Below are 17348 nucleotides of genomic sequence, written 5' to 3'. Positions count from 1 at the left end.
ATTGACCGCTGTTGTGCGTAAGCTGGAAGTGATGAGTACGAACACTTTGCCCACCGCCCTGGCGGAAATCGTCGATGACTTCCAGGCACTGACGGAGCCTGACCGCCTGCAACTCCTGCTCGAATTCTCGAGGGGCTTGCCGGAGCTTCCGGAGCGCTTGAAGGACCACCCTGAACTGCTGGAACAGGTTGTGGAGTGCCAGTCACCGTTGTTTCTCACTATTGAGTCCGAGAAAAATCCCGACGGCGGCGCCCGCGCCTACCGGCTCTTCTTCAAAGCTCCTCAGGAAGCGCCCACAACCCGCGGCTTCGCAGGGGTCCTGCACGAGGGCCTGGATGGATTGACTGCAGAGGAAATCCTTGCCGTGCCCGACGATATGCCGGAGTTGCTGGGCCTCACCCGGGCCATCACTCCCCTGCGCATGCGGGGAATGACCGCCATGCTGGGGCGTATCAAGCGGAAAGTCGCAGCCGCCAGCCGGCTGGAAAACTGACCCGCTGGAAAACTGAAGGGCACAACCACAGGTATGGCCAAGAAGATGGCTTCACAGGGAACGCCGGCTACTGCAGCACTTGCAGCGGCCGGCGTTCCCTTCGTGTTGCACCCCTATGCGCACGATCCGTCGGCGGCCAGTTACGGCATGGAGGCCTCGGAAGTCCTGGGCATTGAGCCTGAACGGGTTTTCAAGACCCTCATGGTGGAGGTTGAAGGCCGCCTGACAGTGGCCATCGTTCCAGTGTCCGGGAACCTCGACCTAAAGTCCGTCGCAGCAGCCCTCGGAGCCAAGAAGGCAGCAATGGCCGATCCCAAGGCCGCCGAACGGCGCACCGGATATGTGCTGGGAGGCATATCACCGCTGGGACAAAGGCAGGCCTCCCCCACAGTCCTTGACGAGTCTGCCTTGGACTTGGCTACCCTCCTTGTGTCCGGAGGCCGCCGTGGACTGGACATTGAGCTGGCTCCGGCCGATCTCATCCGGCTTACCAAGGCCATCACGGCTCCCATCGGCACTGCCTCTAGCATCAAGGGCTAACCGAAACCGAAGCCGCCTGGCCACCCGCAACTCCGGGTTTCCTCAGCCAGGCTGCCCGGTGGCGCCCGTCTGCCCGGGATTGTTTCGGGGAGCCAGTTGCCTCTGGAGCCAGGCGCGGACCAGGCGCTCCCAGCGTTCGGGGTCCACGTTCCACTCTTTGGTGTGCCGGGCGCCGTCGAACGGCTCAAAGGTGACCATCTCGGGGTTCTTCTCCGCAAGGCTCGCGGAAGGCCCGAAGGGCACGTAGTCGTCGTCCACGCTGTGGATCAGCAATGTGGGGGTCCGCAACTCGACTGCCCGCGCTTCCCAGTCCATGGCTTTCAGGTCCACAGGCGCAGATAGTCCGGTCAGCCTGCGCCCCAAGGGATGGCTCAGCATCATCTGTCCATACCGTCCTACGTTGTAGGGGATCCTGTTCATCTCGGCGTGGTGGGCCATGACATTAACCCAATTGATGACTGGGGCATCCAGTACCAACGCGCGGATGAGGTGGCGGTGCTTGGACAGGTCCGCTGTTTGCAGGCTGATCGCCCCGCCCATGGACCAGCCAAACAAAACTATTTCCTGCGCACCCTGATCCAGTGCGTATTCGATCGCGGCCTCAACGTCGCGCCATTCCGTGGAACCAAGGCCGTATCGTCCATCCGGCGCGGCGGGGGCAAGTCCGTCATTACGGTAGGAAATCAGCAGGCTGTCCATACCGAGTTCCCGTGCAGTGCGGACGGCACGAAGGCCTTCCAGGCGCGTGGCTCCGCGGCCGTGGACCATGATGGCGCAGACTGGCGCCGCAGCCGAAGCTTCGGCCCGGATCAGCCAGGCAGGTGCTTTCCCGCCGTCGATCTCTATGTCCACGTCCTCGGCCGCAAGGCCGATCGCGGCCGGGTCCGGGTACGTTGCGCCGCTCCACCAAGCACGGCGCGCCTCCGGGAGGTTGCCACTGTAAACTTCCTCCACCTCACGCAGCACGGTTTGCTCGGCGGGCGAATAGGACACAATCCGGCCGATCCTGGCATGTCCTTGGCCGCCGGAGAAGAAGAGGCTGAAGACGCCGTCGATGGTGGTATCAGGGGTGGCCGCAAGAATGACCTGAGGTCCCTTGTCACCGCGGATTACGGCAAGTACTTCCTGGTCCTCGTGCCGGGCTGCGGGCGTGATGACACGGCGGGCAAAATACACGGCGAGCGCCGAGGATCCCGCGCCTACCAGACCGGCTACGGTACCGCCGGCCAGGAATCCTGCGATGGCCCATTTGGTTCGGAGGGAGAGTTTCTTGTCTGCAGCGTCGCTCGCTGGCGGGGTAGTCGATGCCATGGTTCCATTGTTGCTGCTCAGCGGCGGTGCTTGGGGCAGGCGTGGACCGCGCGGCGCATCGGCCCGCGAATCCTGGCGCGTGAATCAGAGTCCCAAAAATCTGCGGACAGCGGTTCGCCGGGACTACGCTGTAGCCATGAGTGATCCCATCGTCATCCTGACTGAAGAGCCCCTCGGCCCCGACGACCGCGTTAATATAGCCAAATTGCTCGACGGCGGTGATGCGCCCCTTATTGTCTTGGTCCCCTCAAACACAGAGCGACATCTTCTGGTCGACTTCCTGGAAAACTTGTCGCTGCTTGATATCGCCAAGGCGTTCCGGGAGCTCACTGCACAGCATCCCGACCCTGAGGCTGAGCGTGCGGAGGCCTCTGAGGCGCTGGCTGCATCGCTGGCGGCGTTGGCCGGGTTGGGCGGTGGCGTCACCGGGGAGGTCGTCGACGGCGGTGCCGTGGCCGGCTTGGTGGCGAAGGTCCGTGCGGTGGACGCCGCGCAGGCGGTTGTCATTACCCGGCCCCATGCCATTTCGGACACGTTCCACACTGACTGGGCCAATAAGGCACAGGATCAGCTGGGTCTTCCGGTCCTCCACCTGTACGCGGGTTCGGGATTTATCGGCGACTCGTGAGCGTTGCATTAGACATGAACACTCCTGACAACACCAGCAAGACAACTTCTGTGCCCGTGGAAAAGAGCGATGCCCAGTGGCGGGAGGAGCTGACGCCCGAGGAATACCGTGTTCTTCGGCAGGCGGGAACCGAGCGGCCATACACGGGCGAGTACTGGGACACCCACACGGAAGGCGAGTACCAGTGTCGTGCTTGTGGCAGCCGGTTGTTCACCAGCCGGGAGAAATTTGATTCCCATTGTGGTTGGCCGTCGTTCTGGGCACCCTTGGCCGAAGGTACGGTCCGGTATCTCCATGACCGCACCATGGGAATGGATCGTGTTGAAGTCCGGTGCGCCAACTGTGACTCTCATCTGGGGCACGTTTTCGAGGGCGAGGGCTATGGCACGCCCACGGACCAGCGGTTCTGCATTAATTCCGTGTCGCTTCGCTTGGTGACGCCGGAAGAGAGCTAGGCAGTTCCGGACGGGCTGGCGCTTTGCCGGCCCGTCCGGGAACTCAGCGTTTTTTGGGGGCTCCCTATGGCGGGACCGAATCTCAACCCGCCTTCACGCACCCGATGGCCAAGACTTTCTTATGCTCAGGCCATTCTTGGATTAGCAACGCTTTTTGCTTGCTACGCTCGGCCCAGAAGCAAACACCACTTCGAAAGGGCCGGGCTCCATGACCACTATCACCACCACTATCCTGCCGCGTGTCACCGCCGACAACGCCGAATGGATGACCCTGAAGGCTGCAGCCACAGCACTGCAGGCACTCCAAGAGCAGGACGGCTCCATTGCCGATTCCGCAGTTCACTCCGAGGCGGCAAGCCTCGTTGCCACAGTGACTGACGCCATCGCAGCCCTGGCACCGCACTTCCCCCACGATGCCCGGTACCTGGAACTCCTGGTGGAAGACTTCGGCCGATGGGTCGAGGGCGGCTTCGGGGTGCCGGACTTCCTGGACTCCCTCCAGGCGTTCCAGCCCCAGGAGCAGCGCATTGACGGCCTCCAGCACCTGGTGGTTTTCCCCATGTACACGCAGAACGGCAGCACCAACAGGTTGGTCGAAGCCGTCCTGATCGAGGTTATCTGGCCGGAGTTCATTGGCGGCCTGGAGGCCGGCGAGTACTCCAACAAGCTCTTCGTCCCCATCCGCTTCGTGGATTTCACTCCCGGGTACGACACCAACTCGGCTGTACTCTTCCCCGAGACGGTGGCCGTCCGCGAGACCCCTACCTTTACTTGGGGCGCCATCTTCGCCGACCGCGAGGCCGCGCGTTTCCGCCGCGTCCTCAAGGCAGCTGCGGCCACCACGTCGCTGGAACTTCCCGAGGATGCAGCGCAGCTCATCGAGGACCAGGAACTGACTCAGCGAACCTTTGTCATGTGGGACCTGATCCACGACCGCACCCACATGCGCGGGGACCTGCCCTTCGATCCGTTCATGATCAAGCAGCGGATGCCGTTTTTCCTTTACTCGCTGGAGGAACTGCGCTGCGATCTGACCGCGTTCCGTGAGTCCGTACGCATTGAAAAAGACGAAGAAGCCGACCCCGATGCCCGCAAACATGCAAAACTCGTCCAGTATGCAGTGATCTTCGACCGGATTTTCCGTTTCGCCATCACGGGCAGCCGCGTCCGTAACTACGACGGCCTGGGTGGCCAGCTCCTGTTCGCATGGATGCACCAGCACCACGTGCTCCACTGGACGGACAGCAAGCTCTCCATCGACTGGGACGAAGCTGCCTCGGTTGTAGTGGAACTCGGTGCCAAAATCGAGGAGCTCTACTGGCGCTCGATCGACCGCCCGAAGGCTGCCCACTGGCTGGCAGCGTACGAGCTCATTTCGAGCACCGTGACTCCCCACCCGGCGTCGGTATGGGCCAAGGGCCCGGACGGGCTGCCCTTGGACGGTCCGCCCCGCGGCCTCACGGACCAGGTGCTGGATGACGAGTTCCCCCTGTCCATGTTCTACGAAGCACTGGAGAAGAAGATGCGCCCTGTCATCGAGTCCACCACCGGAATTACTGGCTCGACGGCGGCCTGATGACCACACTGACTATCCTTGTGACCGGCGGAAGCAGCGCATCGGGAATCGCCGTGGCGCGTGCGTTGGGGGCCGCCGGTCACAGGGTGCTCACCGTGGGTTCGGACGATGCCCGGATCAAAGCGGCCGCGGCTGAAGCCGGCAATGGGGCAACTCCCCTGGTTTCCGATCTCTCCAGCCTGGATTCCGTACGCGAACTTGCTGCCAGCTTCCGTGACCTCGGGATCGAGGGCATCGACGGTGTGATCCACTTGGTGGGCGGCTGGCGGGGCGCCAAGGGCATCGAAGACCAAACGGATGAGGACTGGGACTCGATGGAACGGAGCGCTGTGACCACACTCCGCAACGTCTCCCGGGTCTTCTACGGCCAGATTGAAGCATCCCCGCACGGCCGTTTAGCCATGGTGTCGTCAACCACCGCCGCTGCTCCAACAGCTGCAGCCGCCAGCTACGCGGCGGCAAAAGCAGCTGCAGAAGCTTGGACCTTGGCGGTAGCGGATGGTTTCCGGCGGGCGCAATCCGGAACAGCCGAAAACGCGGAAGCCCCCACCGGGCAGCACAGCGCGGCAGTAATTTTCGTGGTCAAAGCCCTCGTGGATCCAGCCATGCGGGAAGCCCATCCGGAAAGGCGATTCCCCGGCTTCACGGACGTTGAAGAACTGGCAGCTGCCGCCGTCGGACTCTTTGAACAACCCGCCGCCACCCTCAACGGCCAGCGCATCCTGCTGGCCCCATAGAATCCTGCCGGCCAAATAGACTTGAAAGCGTGAATGAACAAGTGACGAGCACAACAGAGGCAATCCACAGCGCCAACGAAACCCCCGGCGCGGGTCAACTGCATAACCCTGCGGTTCGTGGGTTCGCATCGGACAACTACTCCGGCGTACATCCGGAGATCCTCTCAGCACTGGCAACCGCCAACGGCGGGCATCAGGTGTCCTACGGTGAGGACGTCTACACGGCACGGCTGCAGGAGGTCCTGGAGCAGCAATTCGGCCCGGGCATCGAGACCTTCCCGGTCTTCAACGGAACCGGCGCCAACGTCCTTGCCCTGCAATCCCTCCTTCCCCGGTGGGGCGCGGTGATTTGCGCCTCCACAGCACACATCAATATGGACGAGAACGGTGCGCCGGAACGGGTGGGCGGGATCAAGCTCCTGCAAGTGCCCACCGAGGACGGCAAGCTCACGCCCGAGCTGATTGACCGTGAAGCCTGGGGCTGGGGCGACGAGCACCGCGCCCAGCCGCTGGTGGTGTCCATTACCCAAACCACTGAGCTCGGCACCTGCTACACGCCGAAAGAAGTGCGGGCCATCGCCGACCACGCTCACGCCAAAGGCATGAAGCTGCACATGGATGGCGCCAGGCTTGCGAACGCCGCAGCGCACCTGGACGTTCCCCTCCGCGCGTTCACCCGCGACGCCGGCGTGGACATCCTGTCCTTTGGCGGCACCAAGAATGGACTACTTTTTGGTGAAGTCGTGGTGGCCCTGAACCCGGAGGCGGCTGACGGCCTGAAGTTCCTGCGCAAGATGAACATGCAATTGGCATCGAAGATGCGCTTCATCTCGGCCCAGTTCATTGCCCTGCTGGAGGATGGCCTCTGGCTGCGTTCCGCCGCCCACGCCAACGCCATGGCCGCCCGCCTGCGAACGGCAGTGGAAGGACTCGACGGCGTGAAGCCAACCCAGGCAACGCAGTCCAACGGCGTCTTCGCCATCCTTCCCGAAGGCGTGGCAGACAAGCTGCGTGAATCCTTCGCCTTCTACGACTGGGATGCCGCCCGCCGCGAAGTTCGGTGGATGTGTTCGTTCGATACCACGGAGGAAGACATTGACGCTTTCGTGGCAGCAATTAAGCGCGAACTGGCCTAACGCGTAACAGGTGCAATCCGGGGCGGCGAGCCTGCACAGATTCGCTGCCCCGGACGCATAATCTGCGATGGTGAACGCCCTCGCACAGGTTCCCTCGGAATTTCTCTCCGCCTTGGGATCGCTACGAAAAGCACAATGCCGCAGCGAACTGCGGCTTGACGAGATCCCCGCTCCTGCCCGCCTGGCTCCCTACGCAGTCGCCCTGGGCGCCGAAGTTTTCAGCCCCACTGCGGCCACCCGCCAGGTTCCCGTCCATGGACCGGCCGCCAAGGCTTTCGCCGCAAACCAAGGCAGCACTTCCTCCAGCGAAGAGGACGACGAACTGGCCACTGGCCGCTTCATCCTCCTTTATGACCCCGACGGTTCTGCTGTCTGGGAGGGAGAGTTCCGAATCGTCACTTACATTCGGGCTCAAATGGACGCAGAGATGGGGAACGACTCCATGCTCGGCTCTGTTGCCTGGACCTGGCTCGTTGACGCCCTGGAGAACCGCGCCGCGCCCTATCGCGCTGCCGGCGGCACTGCCACCAGGATCCTGTCCGAAAGCTTCGGCACCTTGGCCGAACGGCCGGACACCATAGACATCGAGCTCCGGGCGTCCTGGACACCGGCCAGCCAGGATGTACAAGCCCACCTCGAAGCCTGGTCCGACATGGTATGCACCTTCGCAGGCCTGCCGCCCCTGCCGCCAGGGGTTACCGGACTACCCAACAGGAGACTCAATTGAGTGTGAGAAACGCGTCGGCGGGTACCCGCAAAGGACCTGAAACACCCCGCTGCGGCCGGAATCGGTAAGCTTAACCCACCATGACCCCTGAAAATCCGGAAAACACCACGGCCGGCGATCCGGTTGCTGATCCCACCACCCACATCAAGGTAGACGGCTTCGATAGCCACGTCCCTGAAATCATCGATCTCGATACTCCCCGCGAAGGCGTACCCCTGGTCATCGACACCCCGTCCGGGCTGGAGCGGTGCGCAACCGCAATCGCCGCCGGAACAGGACCTGCCGGAGTGGACGCAGAACGCGCTTCCGGCTTCCGCTACGGGCAGCGGGCTTTCCTGGTACAGATCCGCCGCGAGGGCGCCGGAACCTGGCTGATCGATCCCGAACCATTCGAGAACCTGGACATCATCAATGACGCCCTCCGCGGCGTCGAATGGATCCTTCACGCGGCGTCACAGGACCTCCCTTGCCTTTCGGAGCTCGGCATGTGGCCGGACAAGCTCTTCGATACCGAACTTGCCGCCCGCCTCGCGGGACTCCCCCGCGTCGGTCTTGCGGCCGTCATTGAACAACTCCTCGGATTCGGCCTCGCGAAAGAACACTCCGCTGCCGACTGGTCCACACGCCCCCTGCCGGAACCCTGGCTGCGATACGCAGCGCTCGACGTCGAAGTCCTCGCAGAACTCCGCGAGGAACTCATCGAGTTGCTGGAGGCTGACGGCAAGCTTGAATACGCCGAACAGGAGTTTGCAGGCATCCTCGCGGCAGGCCTTTCCGCCCCGCGCGTGGATCCCTGGCGGAAGACCTCCGGACTCCACCAGATACGCGACCGCCGCCAATTGGCAGCTGTACGTGAGCTGTGGCTTGAGCGGGACCAATTGGCTCGCAAACGGGACGTAGCTCCCGGCCGGCTCATCCCCGACTCGGCGCTGGTGGCTGCAGCCAAAGCCATGCCCACCACCGTGCCGCAGCTCCTGGCCACCAAGGGATTCCACGGCCGGTCCGCCCAGAGGGAAGCCCCGCGCTGGCTCCGCTGCATCACCAACGCCCGGACACTCACGGATCTCCCACCCCTGCACTTACCCACCAACGCCCCGCCTCCGCCACGGGTCTGGGCGGACAGGGATCCCGAGGCCGCAGCACGCCTTGCCACCGCCAGGCCGGCCCTGCAGGCAAAGGCAGATGAGCTGAAGCTGCCAGTGGAGAACCTGCTGACACCGGATTATTTGCGACGGGTTGCCTGGCGCCCTCCGGCTGATGTTTCCCTGGAGTCCGTCGCTGCAGAGTTGCGGTCCCTGGGTGCGCGTGAGTGGCAAATCTCCTTCGCCGCTCCGATACTCACCGAAGCGTGCTTGAACCCGGCTCCGCTTCCCGGCAAAGAGTCCAAGGGGAAGGAAGTCCAAGCGTCCAAGGACGTGCTACCTTCCGGTAATGCCGGCTGAGCTCCCGCCCGCTTTGAGGCCTGTCACCCGAACTGAGGTTCGTGGGGCAGGCCTTTCGCGTCCCCGGGGACGGGTGGGTAACGCCTGGGTCGCGGGCCTTGCAAGCTAAGTTACCCACGAGTAACATTGGACCCAATGCCAGCCGAAGCACCCGCGACGCGGGATTCGGCGCCATGTCTCAACGAGGAGTTATTACATGAGTCCATCACGCAGTGCTCAGAGGAACGTCCGCGACGTCGTCTTCGTGGACGGTGTGCGCACCCCCTTCGGAAAGGCGGGCGAAAAAGGCATATATGCGGGCACCCGCGCCGATGACCTCGTGGTGAAGTGCATCCGCGAACTGATGCGCCGGAATCCCTCACTGCCCGCGGACCGGATCGACGAAGTTGCCATCGCTGCCACCACCCAGACCGGAGATCAAGGCCTCACCATAGGCCGCACAGCGGCGCTGTTGTCCGGGCTCCCCCGCACGGTGCCCGGCTTCGCCATCGACCGCATGTGCGCTGGTGCCATGACTGCAGTAACGACGACGGCGAGCGGCATCGGTTTCGGTGCCTACGACGTCGTCATTGCAGGCGGCGTGGAGCACATGGGCAACCACCCCATGGGTGCAGGCGCCGATCCCAATCCGCGGTTCATGTCCGAAAGACTGGTGGACCCCGCGGCCCTGAACATGGGCAACACAGCAGAGAACCTGCACGACCGCTTCCCCGCGATCACCAAGGACCGCACGGACACCTATGCAGCGGCCTCCCAGGCCAAGCTCGCCGCAGCTTACTCCAACGAACAAATCCAGCATGACCTGGTCCCCGTAGCCACCATGAAGCCCGGCCAGGGCTGGGCCCTGCACACCGCGGACGAGCCGCCGCGGCCCGGCACCACTGTTGCCGACCTGGCCGAATTGCGGACACCGTTCCGCGCCCATGGTCGCGTCACCGCCGGCAACGCTGCAGGATTGAACGACGGCGCCACAGCCGCGGTTCTCGCTTCGGCCGAAGCTGCTGAAGAACTTGGCCTCTCAGTCAAGATGCGCTTGGTCTCCTACGCTTTCGCCGGCGTCGAACCCGAGGTTATGGGAATCGGACCGGTTCCCGCCACGGAAAAGGCCCTGAAGAACGCGGGACTGGGTATCGAGGACATTGGACTCTTCGAAATCAACGAGGCCTTCGCCGTCCAGGTCCTCAGCTTCCTGGACCACTTCGGCATCGCCGATGACGATCCCCGGGTCAACCGCTATGGCGGTGCGATCGCCGTCGGACACCCCCTTGCTTCCTCGGGCGTCCGCCTGATGAACCAGCTCGCGCGGCAGTTCGAGGAAGACCACTCTGTTCGTTACGGCATTACCACCATGTGCATTGGATTGGGCATGGGCGCCACGGTGATCTGGGAAAACCCGCACCATGCAGCCTACGAAGTGTTCGCCAATGACCAGGGCACCACCGAAGCCACCACCGAAGGAGCCGCCGCATGAGCGCCGCCGAATTCCAGAAGCTCGCCGCACTTTTCCCTGATGAGGTTGTCACGCACTCCTATGTGCAGGACATCAAGCTGCCGGGGGGCGCCGGGACCTTCGCGCTGATCACCTTGGATAATGGCCTCGACCACTCCAAGCCCACCACACTGGGGCCCAATACGCTCGTTGAACTCGGCGGGGTCTTGGAGAAGCTCAAGGAGCGGGCCTCGCGGGGAGAAATCGTTGGCGTCGGCGTCACCGGAAAGCCGTACTTCCTGGTGGCCGGGGCCGACCTTTCGGCCGTAAAAACACTCAAGGAACGCGAGCACGGGCTCTGGATGGCGCAGCTTGGCCACGCCGTCTACAGCACGCTCGCCGACCTGGGTGTTCCGAGCTTCGCCTTCATCAATGGCCTGGCCCTGGGCGGCGGGCTGGAGATCGCCCTGCAGTCCACGTATCGGACCGTCTCCACGGGTGCCGGCGCGCTGGCCTTGCCTGAAGCGTTCATCGGCCTCGTACCGGGTTGGGGCGGCGTCTACATCCTGCCCCGCCTCATCGGTCCCGAGAATGCCGTCAAGGTGATGATCGAGAATCCCCTCAGCAACAACCGCACGCTCACCGGACCCCAGGCGTTCGAACTCGGCGTGGCCGATGCCATGTTCGAACCTGCCGACTTTGTGGAGCAGTCGCTCGCGTGGGCGGCCCGGGTCATTTCCGGCGAGGTGACGCCTGAGCGGAAGAACTCCGTTGATGCCACCGATGACGCAGTCACCGCCCGTTGGGCAGCTGCGGTAGCCGCAGGTCGGGCTTTCGTGGAGTCCAAGACCTCCAACGCCTCCCCTGCCCCGGGCAAGGTCCTGGATGTCATGGAGGCCAACCGCACCATGACCCAAGCCGAGTCGGCTGAACTCGAGTGCGAGACCCTCGCCGGGCTCATGCAAACCGACGAGTTCCGCTCCACCGTGTACGCGTTCCTGGACCTCGTCCAAAAGCGCTCCAAGCGTCCCGCGGGCGCCCCCGATCGTAAGCTTGCCCGCCCCGTCACCAAGATCGGCGTTGTGGGTGCAGGGCTCATGGCAAGCCAGCTGGCATTGTTGTTCGCCCGGCAGCTGAAAGTCCCGGTGGTCATGACCGATATCGATCAGGCACGGGTGGACAAGGGCGTCGCCTATGTCCACGCCGAAGTCGACAAGATGCTTGCCAAGAAGCGGATCAAGCAGGACGCCGCCAACAGGACCAAAGCGCTCATTACGGGTTCCGTCTCCAAGGAAGCCTTCGCCGATGCCGACTTCGTCATCGAAGCCGTCTTCGAAGAACTGCACATCAAGAAGCAGGTCTTCGCCGAGGTGGAAGCGATCGTTTCTCCCGAGTGCATTCTGGCCACGAACACGTCCTCACTGTCCGTCACTGCCATGGCCGAAGATTTGAAGCACCCCGAACGCCTGGTGGGCTTCCACTTCTTCAACCCGGTGGCTGTCATGCCGTTGTTGGAGATCGTTCGGGCACCAAAGACCGACGACGCCGTCCTGGCCACCGCGTTCGAGCTCGCCAAGGGACTCAAGAAGACTGCCGTCCTGGTCAAGGATGCCGCAGCCTTCGTGGTCAACCGCATCCTGCTTCGCCTCATGGGCGAGGTTATCGCGGCGTTCGACGAAGGAACCCCGGCGGAGGTGGCAGACAGCGCACTGCGTCCCATGGGGCTGCCAATGTCGCCGTTCACCTTGAGTGCAATGGTTGGCCTGCCGGTCGCCCAGCATGTCCAGGAGTCCCTGCACGCCGCGTTCGGCCACCGGTTCCCGGTCTCGCAAAACCTGCAGAAACTCATCGACAACGGAGTGAAGAGCCTCTGGGTTCCGGGCCCTGACGGAACTCCCGTCATCCCGGCGGAGACGCTGGCCATCATGTCCTTCGGCAACACCCCGTCCACTGGCGAAGAAGTCCTCCGGCGCACCCAGGATGCCCTGGCCGAGGAGATCGGACTGATGCTCGAAGAAGGTGTCGTGGCCGGACCCGAAGACATCGACCTTTGCGTCATCATGGGCGCAGGGTGGCCGATGTTCCTGGGCGGCATTACGCCGTACCTGGACCGGGTGGGCGCATCGGAGCGTGTCAACGGCAAGAGGTTTCTCGCCCCTGGCGTTGCATCAGCGCCTGCCTAACCCATCCCTCTCTCAGATCCCGCGGCCTAAACCGGAACGCTCTCTCATATCCGCCGCTTAAACCGGAACGCTCTCTCACCTTGGTGGGAGAGCGTTCCGGTTTAAGGGCTGTTATGTGAGAGAGGGACGCCTGTCAGTGGGTGGGATGTGAGAGAGGGTTAGAAGAGTGCCACCTTCGGCGCCCGCGGGAAGATCTCGTCCAGTTCCTCGCGATCCTCCTGCGTGGGGACCCAGCACACGGCTTCGGCGTTCTCACGGATCTGCTCCGGACGGGTGGCACCAGCGATGACGCTGCTGACGCCGGGCTGCGCGGCCAACCATGAGAAAGCCAACTGAAGCTCGCTGATGTCCCGTTCCTTGGCGAACTGGCCGAAGCGGCCAAGCTGCTCCCAGTCGGCGTCGTGTACGAGGTTGGTGCGGGTGTGGCTCAATCGTGAGCCTTCCGGGGCTTTCCCTGCGGAGTACTTTCCGGTGAGCAGCCCGTTGGCCAAGGGGAAGTACGGCAGGACACCCAAGGAGAAGGCCCCGGCTGCGGGAAGCACTTCGAGTTCGGCGCGCCGATCCAGGAGGTTGTAATGGTTCTGCGTCGAGATGAAGCGGACGCCACCTGATGGTGATTGTCGTGCTACATACTCAGCCTCGGCTATCTGCCAGCCGGCAAAGTTGGAATGGCCGATGTACCGCACCTTGCCGCTGGACACCAGGTCATCCAGGGCTGCCAGGGTCTCCTCGATGGGAGTCCGCGGATCCGGGGTGTGGAACTGGTAGAGGTCGATCCAGTCGGTGTCCAAGCGGCGGAGAGAAGCTTCGACGGCTTTGACAATGTATCGACGCGAACCCCGGGCGTCGAAGTCCCTGCCGTTGGCTCCGCGCATGTCCATACCGAACTTGGTTCCGACGACCACGTCATCACGGCGGCCTTTCAGCGCCTTGCCCAGCATGACCTCACTCAGGCCTGGCTCACGACCGTAAACATCGGCGACGTCGAAGAACGTTACCCCGGCATCAATCGCGGCGTGGACAACAGCGTCCGTGCCTTCCTGGGACTCAGTGGGAGTATTGGCGCGGCCCAGGTTGTTGCAGCCCAGCCCCACAGCTGAGACGGTCAGTCCGGAACGGCCAAGGCGTCGGTATTCAGTCATGAATTCAGCCTATACGGGGCGCGGGGACCAGTTGGTCACCCGAGGCAACAAAAGCACTCCAAGCTAACGGGCGCCGTAGGAGATACCTGATTCCTCCATGGCATCCTCAAGCTGCGCTATGGCTACCGGGCCCATGCCGTGGAGCTTGGAAAGTTTCAGCTCGCCGAACTCGGCCAGCTGCTCCAGCGTCTCTATCCCTTCGTGGGCCAGAGCCCGTTTCGCCGGCGCAGCGAGACCTTTGGGCAGCGGCGTATGTCCGGGCCAGTTGCTCTTGGACGACATGGAGATCCCTCCTGATGCGTTGGGTGCTACTTAGAGAGTAAAGCCCACACCCTGCTTGGGCGAGTGCTTCACCCGGAATGCCGTGGGGTCGCTGTGTGGCGCTGCTGCGACCGTGAGCTTGGTGAAGTCCAGATCCTCACCGCGGACGCAGATCTTGATGGCGTTCACAGCCTTATTGACGTCCGGGCAGAGGCAGAAGATGTTCAGATGACCGTTGCCGATTTCCGAACGGTCCACCACGCCCAGCCCACGCCACGCCAGCTCACCGGTGAGGGCGGCTTTGGCTTTCCGCTCAAGATGCCGGTCACGTTCGGTGCCGTCCTTGGTTTTCAAGGCGATTTGGGCAACTACCCAGAACTGTTCGGACTCGGGAATCTCGGCGTAGCCGTCTTCCTCGCATTGCGCGGCAAACGCGGCCATCAGGCCTTCCACGGCAGATTCGTCGTCAACGTTGGCTTCGTCGGTCTTGCTCTGGTGGCCCACTACACCGTGGTTGACCACGAACTGCTGGTCTTCGTCGTCGTACCAGGCCTCCCGGAAGTGAAGCACTCCTTCGTCGTCGCGCTTGTACGCGCGGATGATGCCGCTCATGCTCGTCCTTTCCTGAACCACTCGGCGCTGGTGCTGGTGGCTCCATTGACGTCGAAAGGTGCTTTCATGGTGTCCACTGCCTCGAAGAGGGCTGCGCATTCTGCGCGCATTGCGTCCACCGTCTGTTGCGGATAGCCCATGGCCATCCGATGCTGCTCAAACTCGTCTTCATCGTCCACGAATACCCCGTGCCTGGTGGAACGGATGACGTCCAGATCCATGTCGATCATGTGGAACTCTGTCACACCCGGCTTGAGGGGGTTCCAAGCGTGGGCTGTGGCGAGGTCCACGTAGATCCTGAAGTCGCCCGGATAGCTGTCGTCATAGAACGTCGCAACAAACTCACCGGTCCGCGGGACCAGCAAGACAGCATCAGACGCCGTATAGAAAGCCGCGCCCGGGCGTGCGCAAAACTCCCCCGCTCCCTGAAATATCCACCAACCGTGAATGTCCTCACCAAGGTAGCGGCCAGGCACCACCCAGTGGGCTTTGCCGTCCCACTTCCTGTTCCTCGACACCACGAGGTCGCCGGGCTGCAATGCGCCCGGCACGCGCTCGTCCGTCACAGGGTTGGCAGGCTGCCGGTGGTGGGGTGTTCCTGGCCCGGGAGGGGCCTGGCAAACGGGACCTTCGTCCCCAAAACCTGGGCTACGACGTCGTGGGTTATTTTCTGGGCGGTGAGGCCCACGCGTTCCAGTACCTGGCTGCGGGAGCCGTGCACCAGGAATTCAACGGGCAAGCCCACCTCGTTCAGTGCGGTGTCTACACCGGCAGCCCGCATTTCCTGCCGTATACGCGAGCCCACGCCACCTGCCCGGACGCCGTCTTCGATGCAGATCACCAAGCGGTGACGGGCGGCAAGGGCGATGATCGATTTCCGTACAGGGAGGACCCACCGGGGATCCACCACAGTGGAGCTGATGCCCTGGGCACCCAAGCGGGTAGCAACATCGAGTGCGAGTTCGGACATGGCACCGACGCTGACAATCAACACATCGTTCTCGGTAGAGCCCTCCGGGCGCCGCGCGAGAATGTCAACGCCGTCATGAAGCCTCTCGATAGCTTCAACCTCTGAACCGACGCTGCCCTTGGAGAACCGCACCACAGTGGGGGCATCGTTGATCGCCACCGCCTCACGCAGTTCTTCGCGGAGCCGGGTGGCATCGCGGGGAGCAGCCAGATGGAGCCCGGGCACGATCTGGACCATCGCCATATCCCACATCCCGTGATGGCTGGGTCCGTCCGGGCCCGTCACTCCGGCACGGTCCAGGACTATAGTGACACCGGCTTTGTGCAGCGCGACATCCATGAGGAGCTGGTCAAAGGCGCGGTTCAAGAAGGTTGCGTAAACGGCCACCACCGGGTGGAGGCCACCGAACGCCATTCCTGCGGCGGACGTCAGCGCATGCTGCTCCGCAATGCCGACGTCGATCACCCGCTCCGGATGGCGCTCAGCGAACTTGTGCAATCCCACAGGGATGAGCATGGCGCCGGTGATGCCCACAATGTCGGGGCGCTCATCAGCAATATCCGCGATTTCTTCAGCGAATACCGAGGTCCAGGACCGCGCTCCAGGCATTTCGGTGGGCTCGCCCGTTTCAGGGTCGATGATTCCTACGGCGTGGAATTGGTCTGCTTCATTGGCGAGAGCGGGAGCATAGCCGTGGCCCTTTTCCGTCATGGCGTGCACAATGACGGGTCCGCCATAAGCCTTGGCGGTGTTGAGGGCATGCTCCATGGCCTGGAGGTTATGCCCGTCAACCGGGCCGATGTACTTCATGCCAAGGTCCTCGAACATGCCCTGCGGGGCCCACCAGTCCTTGATGCCCTTCTTCATGGCATGCAGGCTCTTGTAGGTGAACTGGCCGGCGGGGCCGCCGTTCTGGAGCTTCTTCTTCCACCAGTCCAGCATCCGCTCGTAGGCCGGGGTGGTGCGGAGGGAGTCGATGGTGGGACGCAGGGAGGCAAGGTAGTCAGCAAAACCGCCCACAGTGGGAGCATAGGAGCGTCCATTGTCGTTGACAACTATCACGACGCGACGCCGCTTATCCGCGGCAATGTTGTTGATGGCTTCCCATGCCATTCCACCGGTCAGCGCGCCATCGCCAACAACGGCGACGACGAACCGGTCGCCCTCGCCGGTCAACTGCCGGGCACGCGAAATGCCATCTGCCCAGGACAGGGAGGAGGACGCATGTGAACTTTCCACGATGTCGTGCTCGGACTCCGCGCGGTCCGGATAACCGGACAGGCCTCCTTGCTGGCGAAGGGTGGTGAAGTCCTGGCGTCCCGTCAGCAGCTTGTGGACATAGGACTGGTGCCCGGTATCGAACACCACGCTGTCCCGCGGGGATTCGAAATTCCGGTGGACAGCGAGCGTGAGTTCAACAACGCCCAGGTTGGGACCAAGGTGTCCACCCGTTGCGGCTACGTTGGTGATCAGGAATTCCCTGATTTCGCCGGCCAGTTGTTCCAGCTCCGTGCCGGACAGTTTGGCCAGGTCCCGTGGATCCTTGACGGTTTCCAAAAGTCCCAACGGCCCTCCTTAGGGTGAATGACGTGCTTGTTAACTCTAGCGCGTGCCCGGGCCCACGCGTTGCGCTCTGGATCCGAGCCCCGGCATTGTTCTTCCTGGCAGGGTCCCGGGACGCCAACAGCCCCGGCTGGTCAGGCGAC

General features: G+C 63.1%; 17 protein-coding genes. 11 read left to right on the top strand and 6 right to left on the bottom strand.

Going from position 1 to position 17348, the window contains the following annotated elements:
- Positions 1 to 31: 31 nt before the first annotated feature.
- A complete protein-coding gene (locus ACNAOT_RS09140) occupies positions 32 to 493 on the top strand; it encodes a SufE family protein (protein ID WP_178995486.1) in 462 nt (153 codons plus the stop codon).
- 33 nt (positions 494 to 526) lie between these two features.
- Positions 527 to 1033: a Cys-tRNA(Pro) deacylase gene (gene ybaK, locus ACNAOT_RS09135; RefSeq protein WP_420180796.1), complete on the top strand. Its 507-nt coding sequence runs from the start codon at positions 527 to 529 to the stop codon at positions 1031 to 1033.
- 42 nt (positions 1034 to 1075) lie between these two features.
- Here the strand turns inward: ybaK and ACNAOT_RS09130 are convergent, their stop codons facing one another.
- A complete protein-coding gene (locus tag ACNAOT_RS09130; protein ID WP_091466760.1) occupies positions 1076 to 2344 on the bottom strand; it encodes an alpha/beta hydrolase family protein in 1269 nt (422 codons plus the stop codon).
- Positions 2345 to 2480: 136 nt separating this feature from the next.
- On the opposite strand from ACNAOT_RS09130, the gene ACNAOT_RS09125 reads away from it, so the two are divergent.
- From ACNAOT_RS09125 to ACNAOT_RS09085, 9 genes are all read left to right on the top strand, one after another.
- Positions 2481 to 2972, top strand: coding sequence for a hypothetical protein (locus tag ACNAOT_RS09125; RefSeq protein ID WP_420180795.1), 492 nt, complete (start codon positions 2481 to 2483; stop codon positions 2970 to 2972).
- A 14-nt stretch (positions 2973 to 2986) separates the two neighbouring features.
- On the top strand, positions 2987 to 3427 hold the full coding sequence (msrB, locus tag ACNAOT_RS09120) for a peptide-methionine (R)-S-oxide reductase MsrB (protein ID WP_091467647.1): 441 nt from the start codon (positions 2987 to 2989) through the stop codon (positions 3425 to 3427).
- Between the two features lie 208 nt (positions 3428 to 3635).
- A complete protein-coding gene (locus ACNAOT_RS09115) occupies positions 3636 to 5003 on the top strand; it encodes a DUF6421 family protein (RefSeq protein ID WP_420180794.1) in 1368 nt (455 codons plus the stop codon).
- Entirely contained in the window at positions 5003 to 5740 is a 738-nt protein-coding gene (locus ACNAOT_RS09110; RefSeq protein ID WP_420180793.1) for an SDR family NAD(P)-dependent oxidoreductase, read from the top strand. The genes ACNAOT_RS09115 and ACNAOT_RS09110 overlap by 1 nt, the downstream gene beginning before the upstream one ends.
- A gap of 41 nt (positions 5741 to 5781) precedes the next feature.
- A complete protein-coding gene (locus ACNAOT_RS09105; RefSeq protein WP_420180792.1) occupies positions 5782 to 6876 on the top strand; it encodes a threonine aldolase family protein in 1095 nt (364 codons plus the stop codon).
- 67 nt (positions 6877 to 6943) lie between these two features.
- Positions 6944 to 7603, top strand: coding sequence for a DUF3000 domain-containing protein (locus tag ACNAOT_RS09100; RefSeq protein WP_420180791.1), 660 nt, complete (start codon positions 6944 to 6946; stop codon positions 7601 to 7603).
- Positions 7604 to 7683: 80 nt separating this feature from the next.
- The gene (locus ACNAOT_RS09095) at positions 7684 to 9045 is read left to right on the top strand and encodes an HRDC domain-containing protein (RefSeq protein WP_364309441.1); all 1362 of its coding nucleotides are present in this window, start codon (positions 7684 to 7686) and stop codon (positions 9043 to 9045) included.
- Between the two features lie 196 nt (positions 9046 to 9241).
- Positions 9242 to 10516, top strand: a complete 1275-nt coding sequence (locus ACNAOT_RS09090; protein WP_420180790.1) for a thiolase family protein — start codon at positions 9242 to 9244, stop codon at positions 10514 to 10516.
- The gene (locus tag ACNAOT_RS09085) at positions 10513 to 12657 is read left to right on the top strand and encodes a 3-hydroxyacyl-CoA dehydrogenase NAD-binding domain-containing protein (protein ID WP_420180789.1); all 2145 of its coding nucleotides are present in this window, start codon (positions 10513 to 10515) and stop codon (positions 12655 to 12657) included. Before ACNAOT_RS09090 ends, ACNAOT_RS09085 begins: the two co-directional genes overlap by 4 nt.
- Positions 12658 to 12815: 158 nt before the next feature.
- Here the strand turns inward: ACNAOT_RS09085 and ACNAOT_RS09080 are convergent, their stop codons facing one another.
- The 5 genes from ACNAOT_RS09080 to dxs all read right to left on the bottom strand — a co-directional run bounded on the left by ACNAOT_RS09080 (position 12816) and on the right by dxs (position 17208).
- Positions 12816 to 13799 carry an aldo/keto reductase gene (locus tag ACNAOT_RS09080; RefSeq protein WP_420180788.1) on the bottom strand — a complete coding sequence of 328 codons (984 nt, stop codon included), beginning with the start codon at positions 13797 to 13799 and terminating at the stop codon, positions 12816 to 12818.
- Positions 13800 to 13862: 63 nt separating this feature from the next.
- Positions 13863 to 14081 (bottom strand): hypothetical protein, encoded by a 219-nt coding sequence (locus tag ACNAOT_RS09075; protein ID WP_091466748.1) that lies wholly within the window; start codon positions 14079 to 14081, stop codon positions 13863 to 13865.
- 30 nt (positions 14082 to 14111) lie between these two features.
- The gene (locus ACNAOT_RS09070; RefSeq protein WP_091466746.1) at positions 14112 to 14672 is read right to left on the bottom strand and encodes a hypothetical protein; all 561 of its coding nucleotides are present in this window, start codon (positions 14670 to 14672) and stop codon (positions 14112 to 14114) included.
- Entirely contained in the window at positions 14669 to 15238 is a 570-nt protein-coding gene (locus tag ACNAOT_RS09065) for a DUF402 domain-containing protein (protein WP_420180787.1), read from the bottom strand. The genes ACNAOT_RS09070 and ACNAOT_RS09065 overlap by 4 nt, the downstream gene beginning before the upstream one ends.
- Entirely contained in the window at positions 15235 to 17208 is a 1974-nt protein-coding gene (gene dxs / locus ACNAOT_RS09060) for a 1-deoxy-D-xylulose-5-phosphate synthase (RefSeq protein ID WP_420180786.1), read from the bottom strand. The genes ACNAOT_RS09065 and dxs overlap by 4 nt, the downstream gene beginning before the upstream one ends.
- Positions 17209 to 17348: the final 140 nt, after the last annotated feature.

It is taken from the genome of Paenarthrobacter sp. TA1.8 (genome assembly GCF_048595705.1).
Taxonomy (GTDB): Bacteria; Actinomycetota; Actinomycetes; order Actinomycetales; family Micrococcaceae; genus Arthrobacter; species Arthrobacter nitroguajacolicus.
The sequence above is the reverse complement of the archived record's forward strand: the minus strand, read 5'-3'. Positions and strand labels throughout refer to the sequence as shown.

Excerpts from the sequence above, each read along its gene's own strand:
- ACNAOT_RS09085 (WP_420180789.1), top strand. The coding sequence starts at position 10,513 with ATGAGCGCCGCCGAATTCCAGAAGCTCGCCGCACTTTTCCCTGATGAG.
- ACNAOT_RS09075 (WP_091466748.1), bottom strand. The coding sequence starts at position 14,081 with ATGTCGTCCAAGAGCAACTGGCCCGGACATACGCCGCTGCCCAAAGGT.
- ACNAOT_RS09095 (WP_364309441.1), top strand. The coding sequence starts at position 7,684 with ATGACCCCTGAAAATCCGGAAAACACCACGGCCGGCGATCCGGTTGCT.
- ybaK (WP_420180796.1), top strand. The coding sequence starts at position 527 with ATGGCCAAGAAGATGGCTTCACAGGGAACGCCGGCTACTGCAGCACTT.
- ACNAOT_RS09115 (WP_420180794.1), top strand. The coding sequence starts at position 3,636 with ATGACCACTATCACCACCACTATCCTGCCGCGTGTCACCGCCGACAAC.
- ACNAOT_RS09070 (WP_091466746.1), bottom strand. The coding sequence starts at position 14,672 with ATGAGCGGCATCATCCGCGCGTACAAGCGCGACGACGAAGGAGTGCTT.
- ACNAOT_RS09090 (WP_420180790.1), top strand. The coding sequence starts at position 9,242 with ATGAGTCCATCACGCAGTGCTCAGAGGAACGTCCGCGACGTCGTCTTC.
- ACNAOT_RS09125 (WP_420180795.1), top strand. The coding sequence starts at position 2,481 with ATGAGTGATCCCATCGTCATCCTGACTGAAGAGCCCCTCGGCCCCGAC.
- ACNAOT_RS09130 (WP_091466760.1), bottom strand. The coding sequence starts at position 2,344 with ATGGCATCGACTACCCCGCCAGCGAGCGACGCTGCAGACAAGAAACTC.
- ACNAOT_RS09110 (WP_420180793.1), top strand. The coding sequence starts at position 5,003 with ATGACCACACTGACTATCCTTGTGACCGGCGGAAGCAGCGCATCGGGA.
- ACNAOT_RS09140 (WP_178995486.1), top strand. The coding sequence starts at position 32 with ATGAGTACGAACACTTTGCCCACCGCCCTGGCGGAAATCGTCGATGAC.
- ACNAOT_RS09080 (WP_420180788.1), bottom strand. The coding sequence starts at position 13,799 with ATGACTGAATACCGACGCCTTGGCCGTTCCGGACTGACCGTCTCAGCT.
- ACNAOT_RS09100 (WP_420180791.1), top strand. The coding sequence starts at position 6,944 with ATGGTGAACGCCCTCGCACAGGTTCCCTCGGAATTTCTCTCCGCCTTG.
- msrB (WP_091467647.1), top strand. The coding sequence starts at position 2,987 with ATGAACACTCCTGACAACACCAGCAAGACAACTTCTGTGCCCGTGGAA.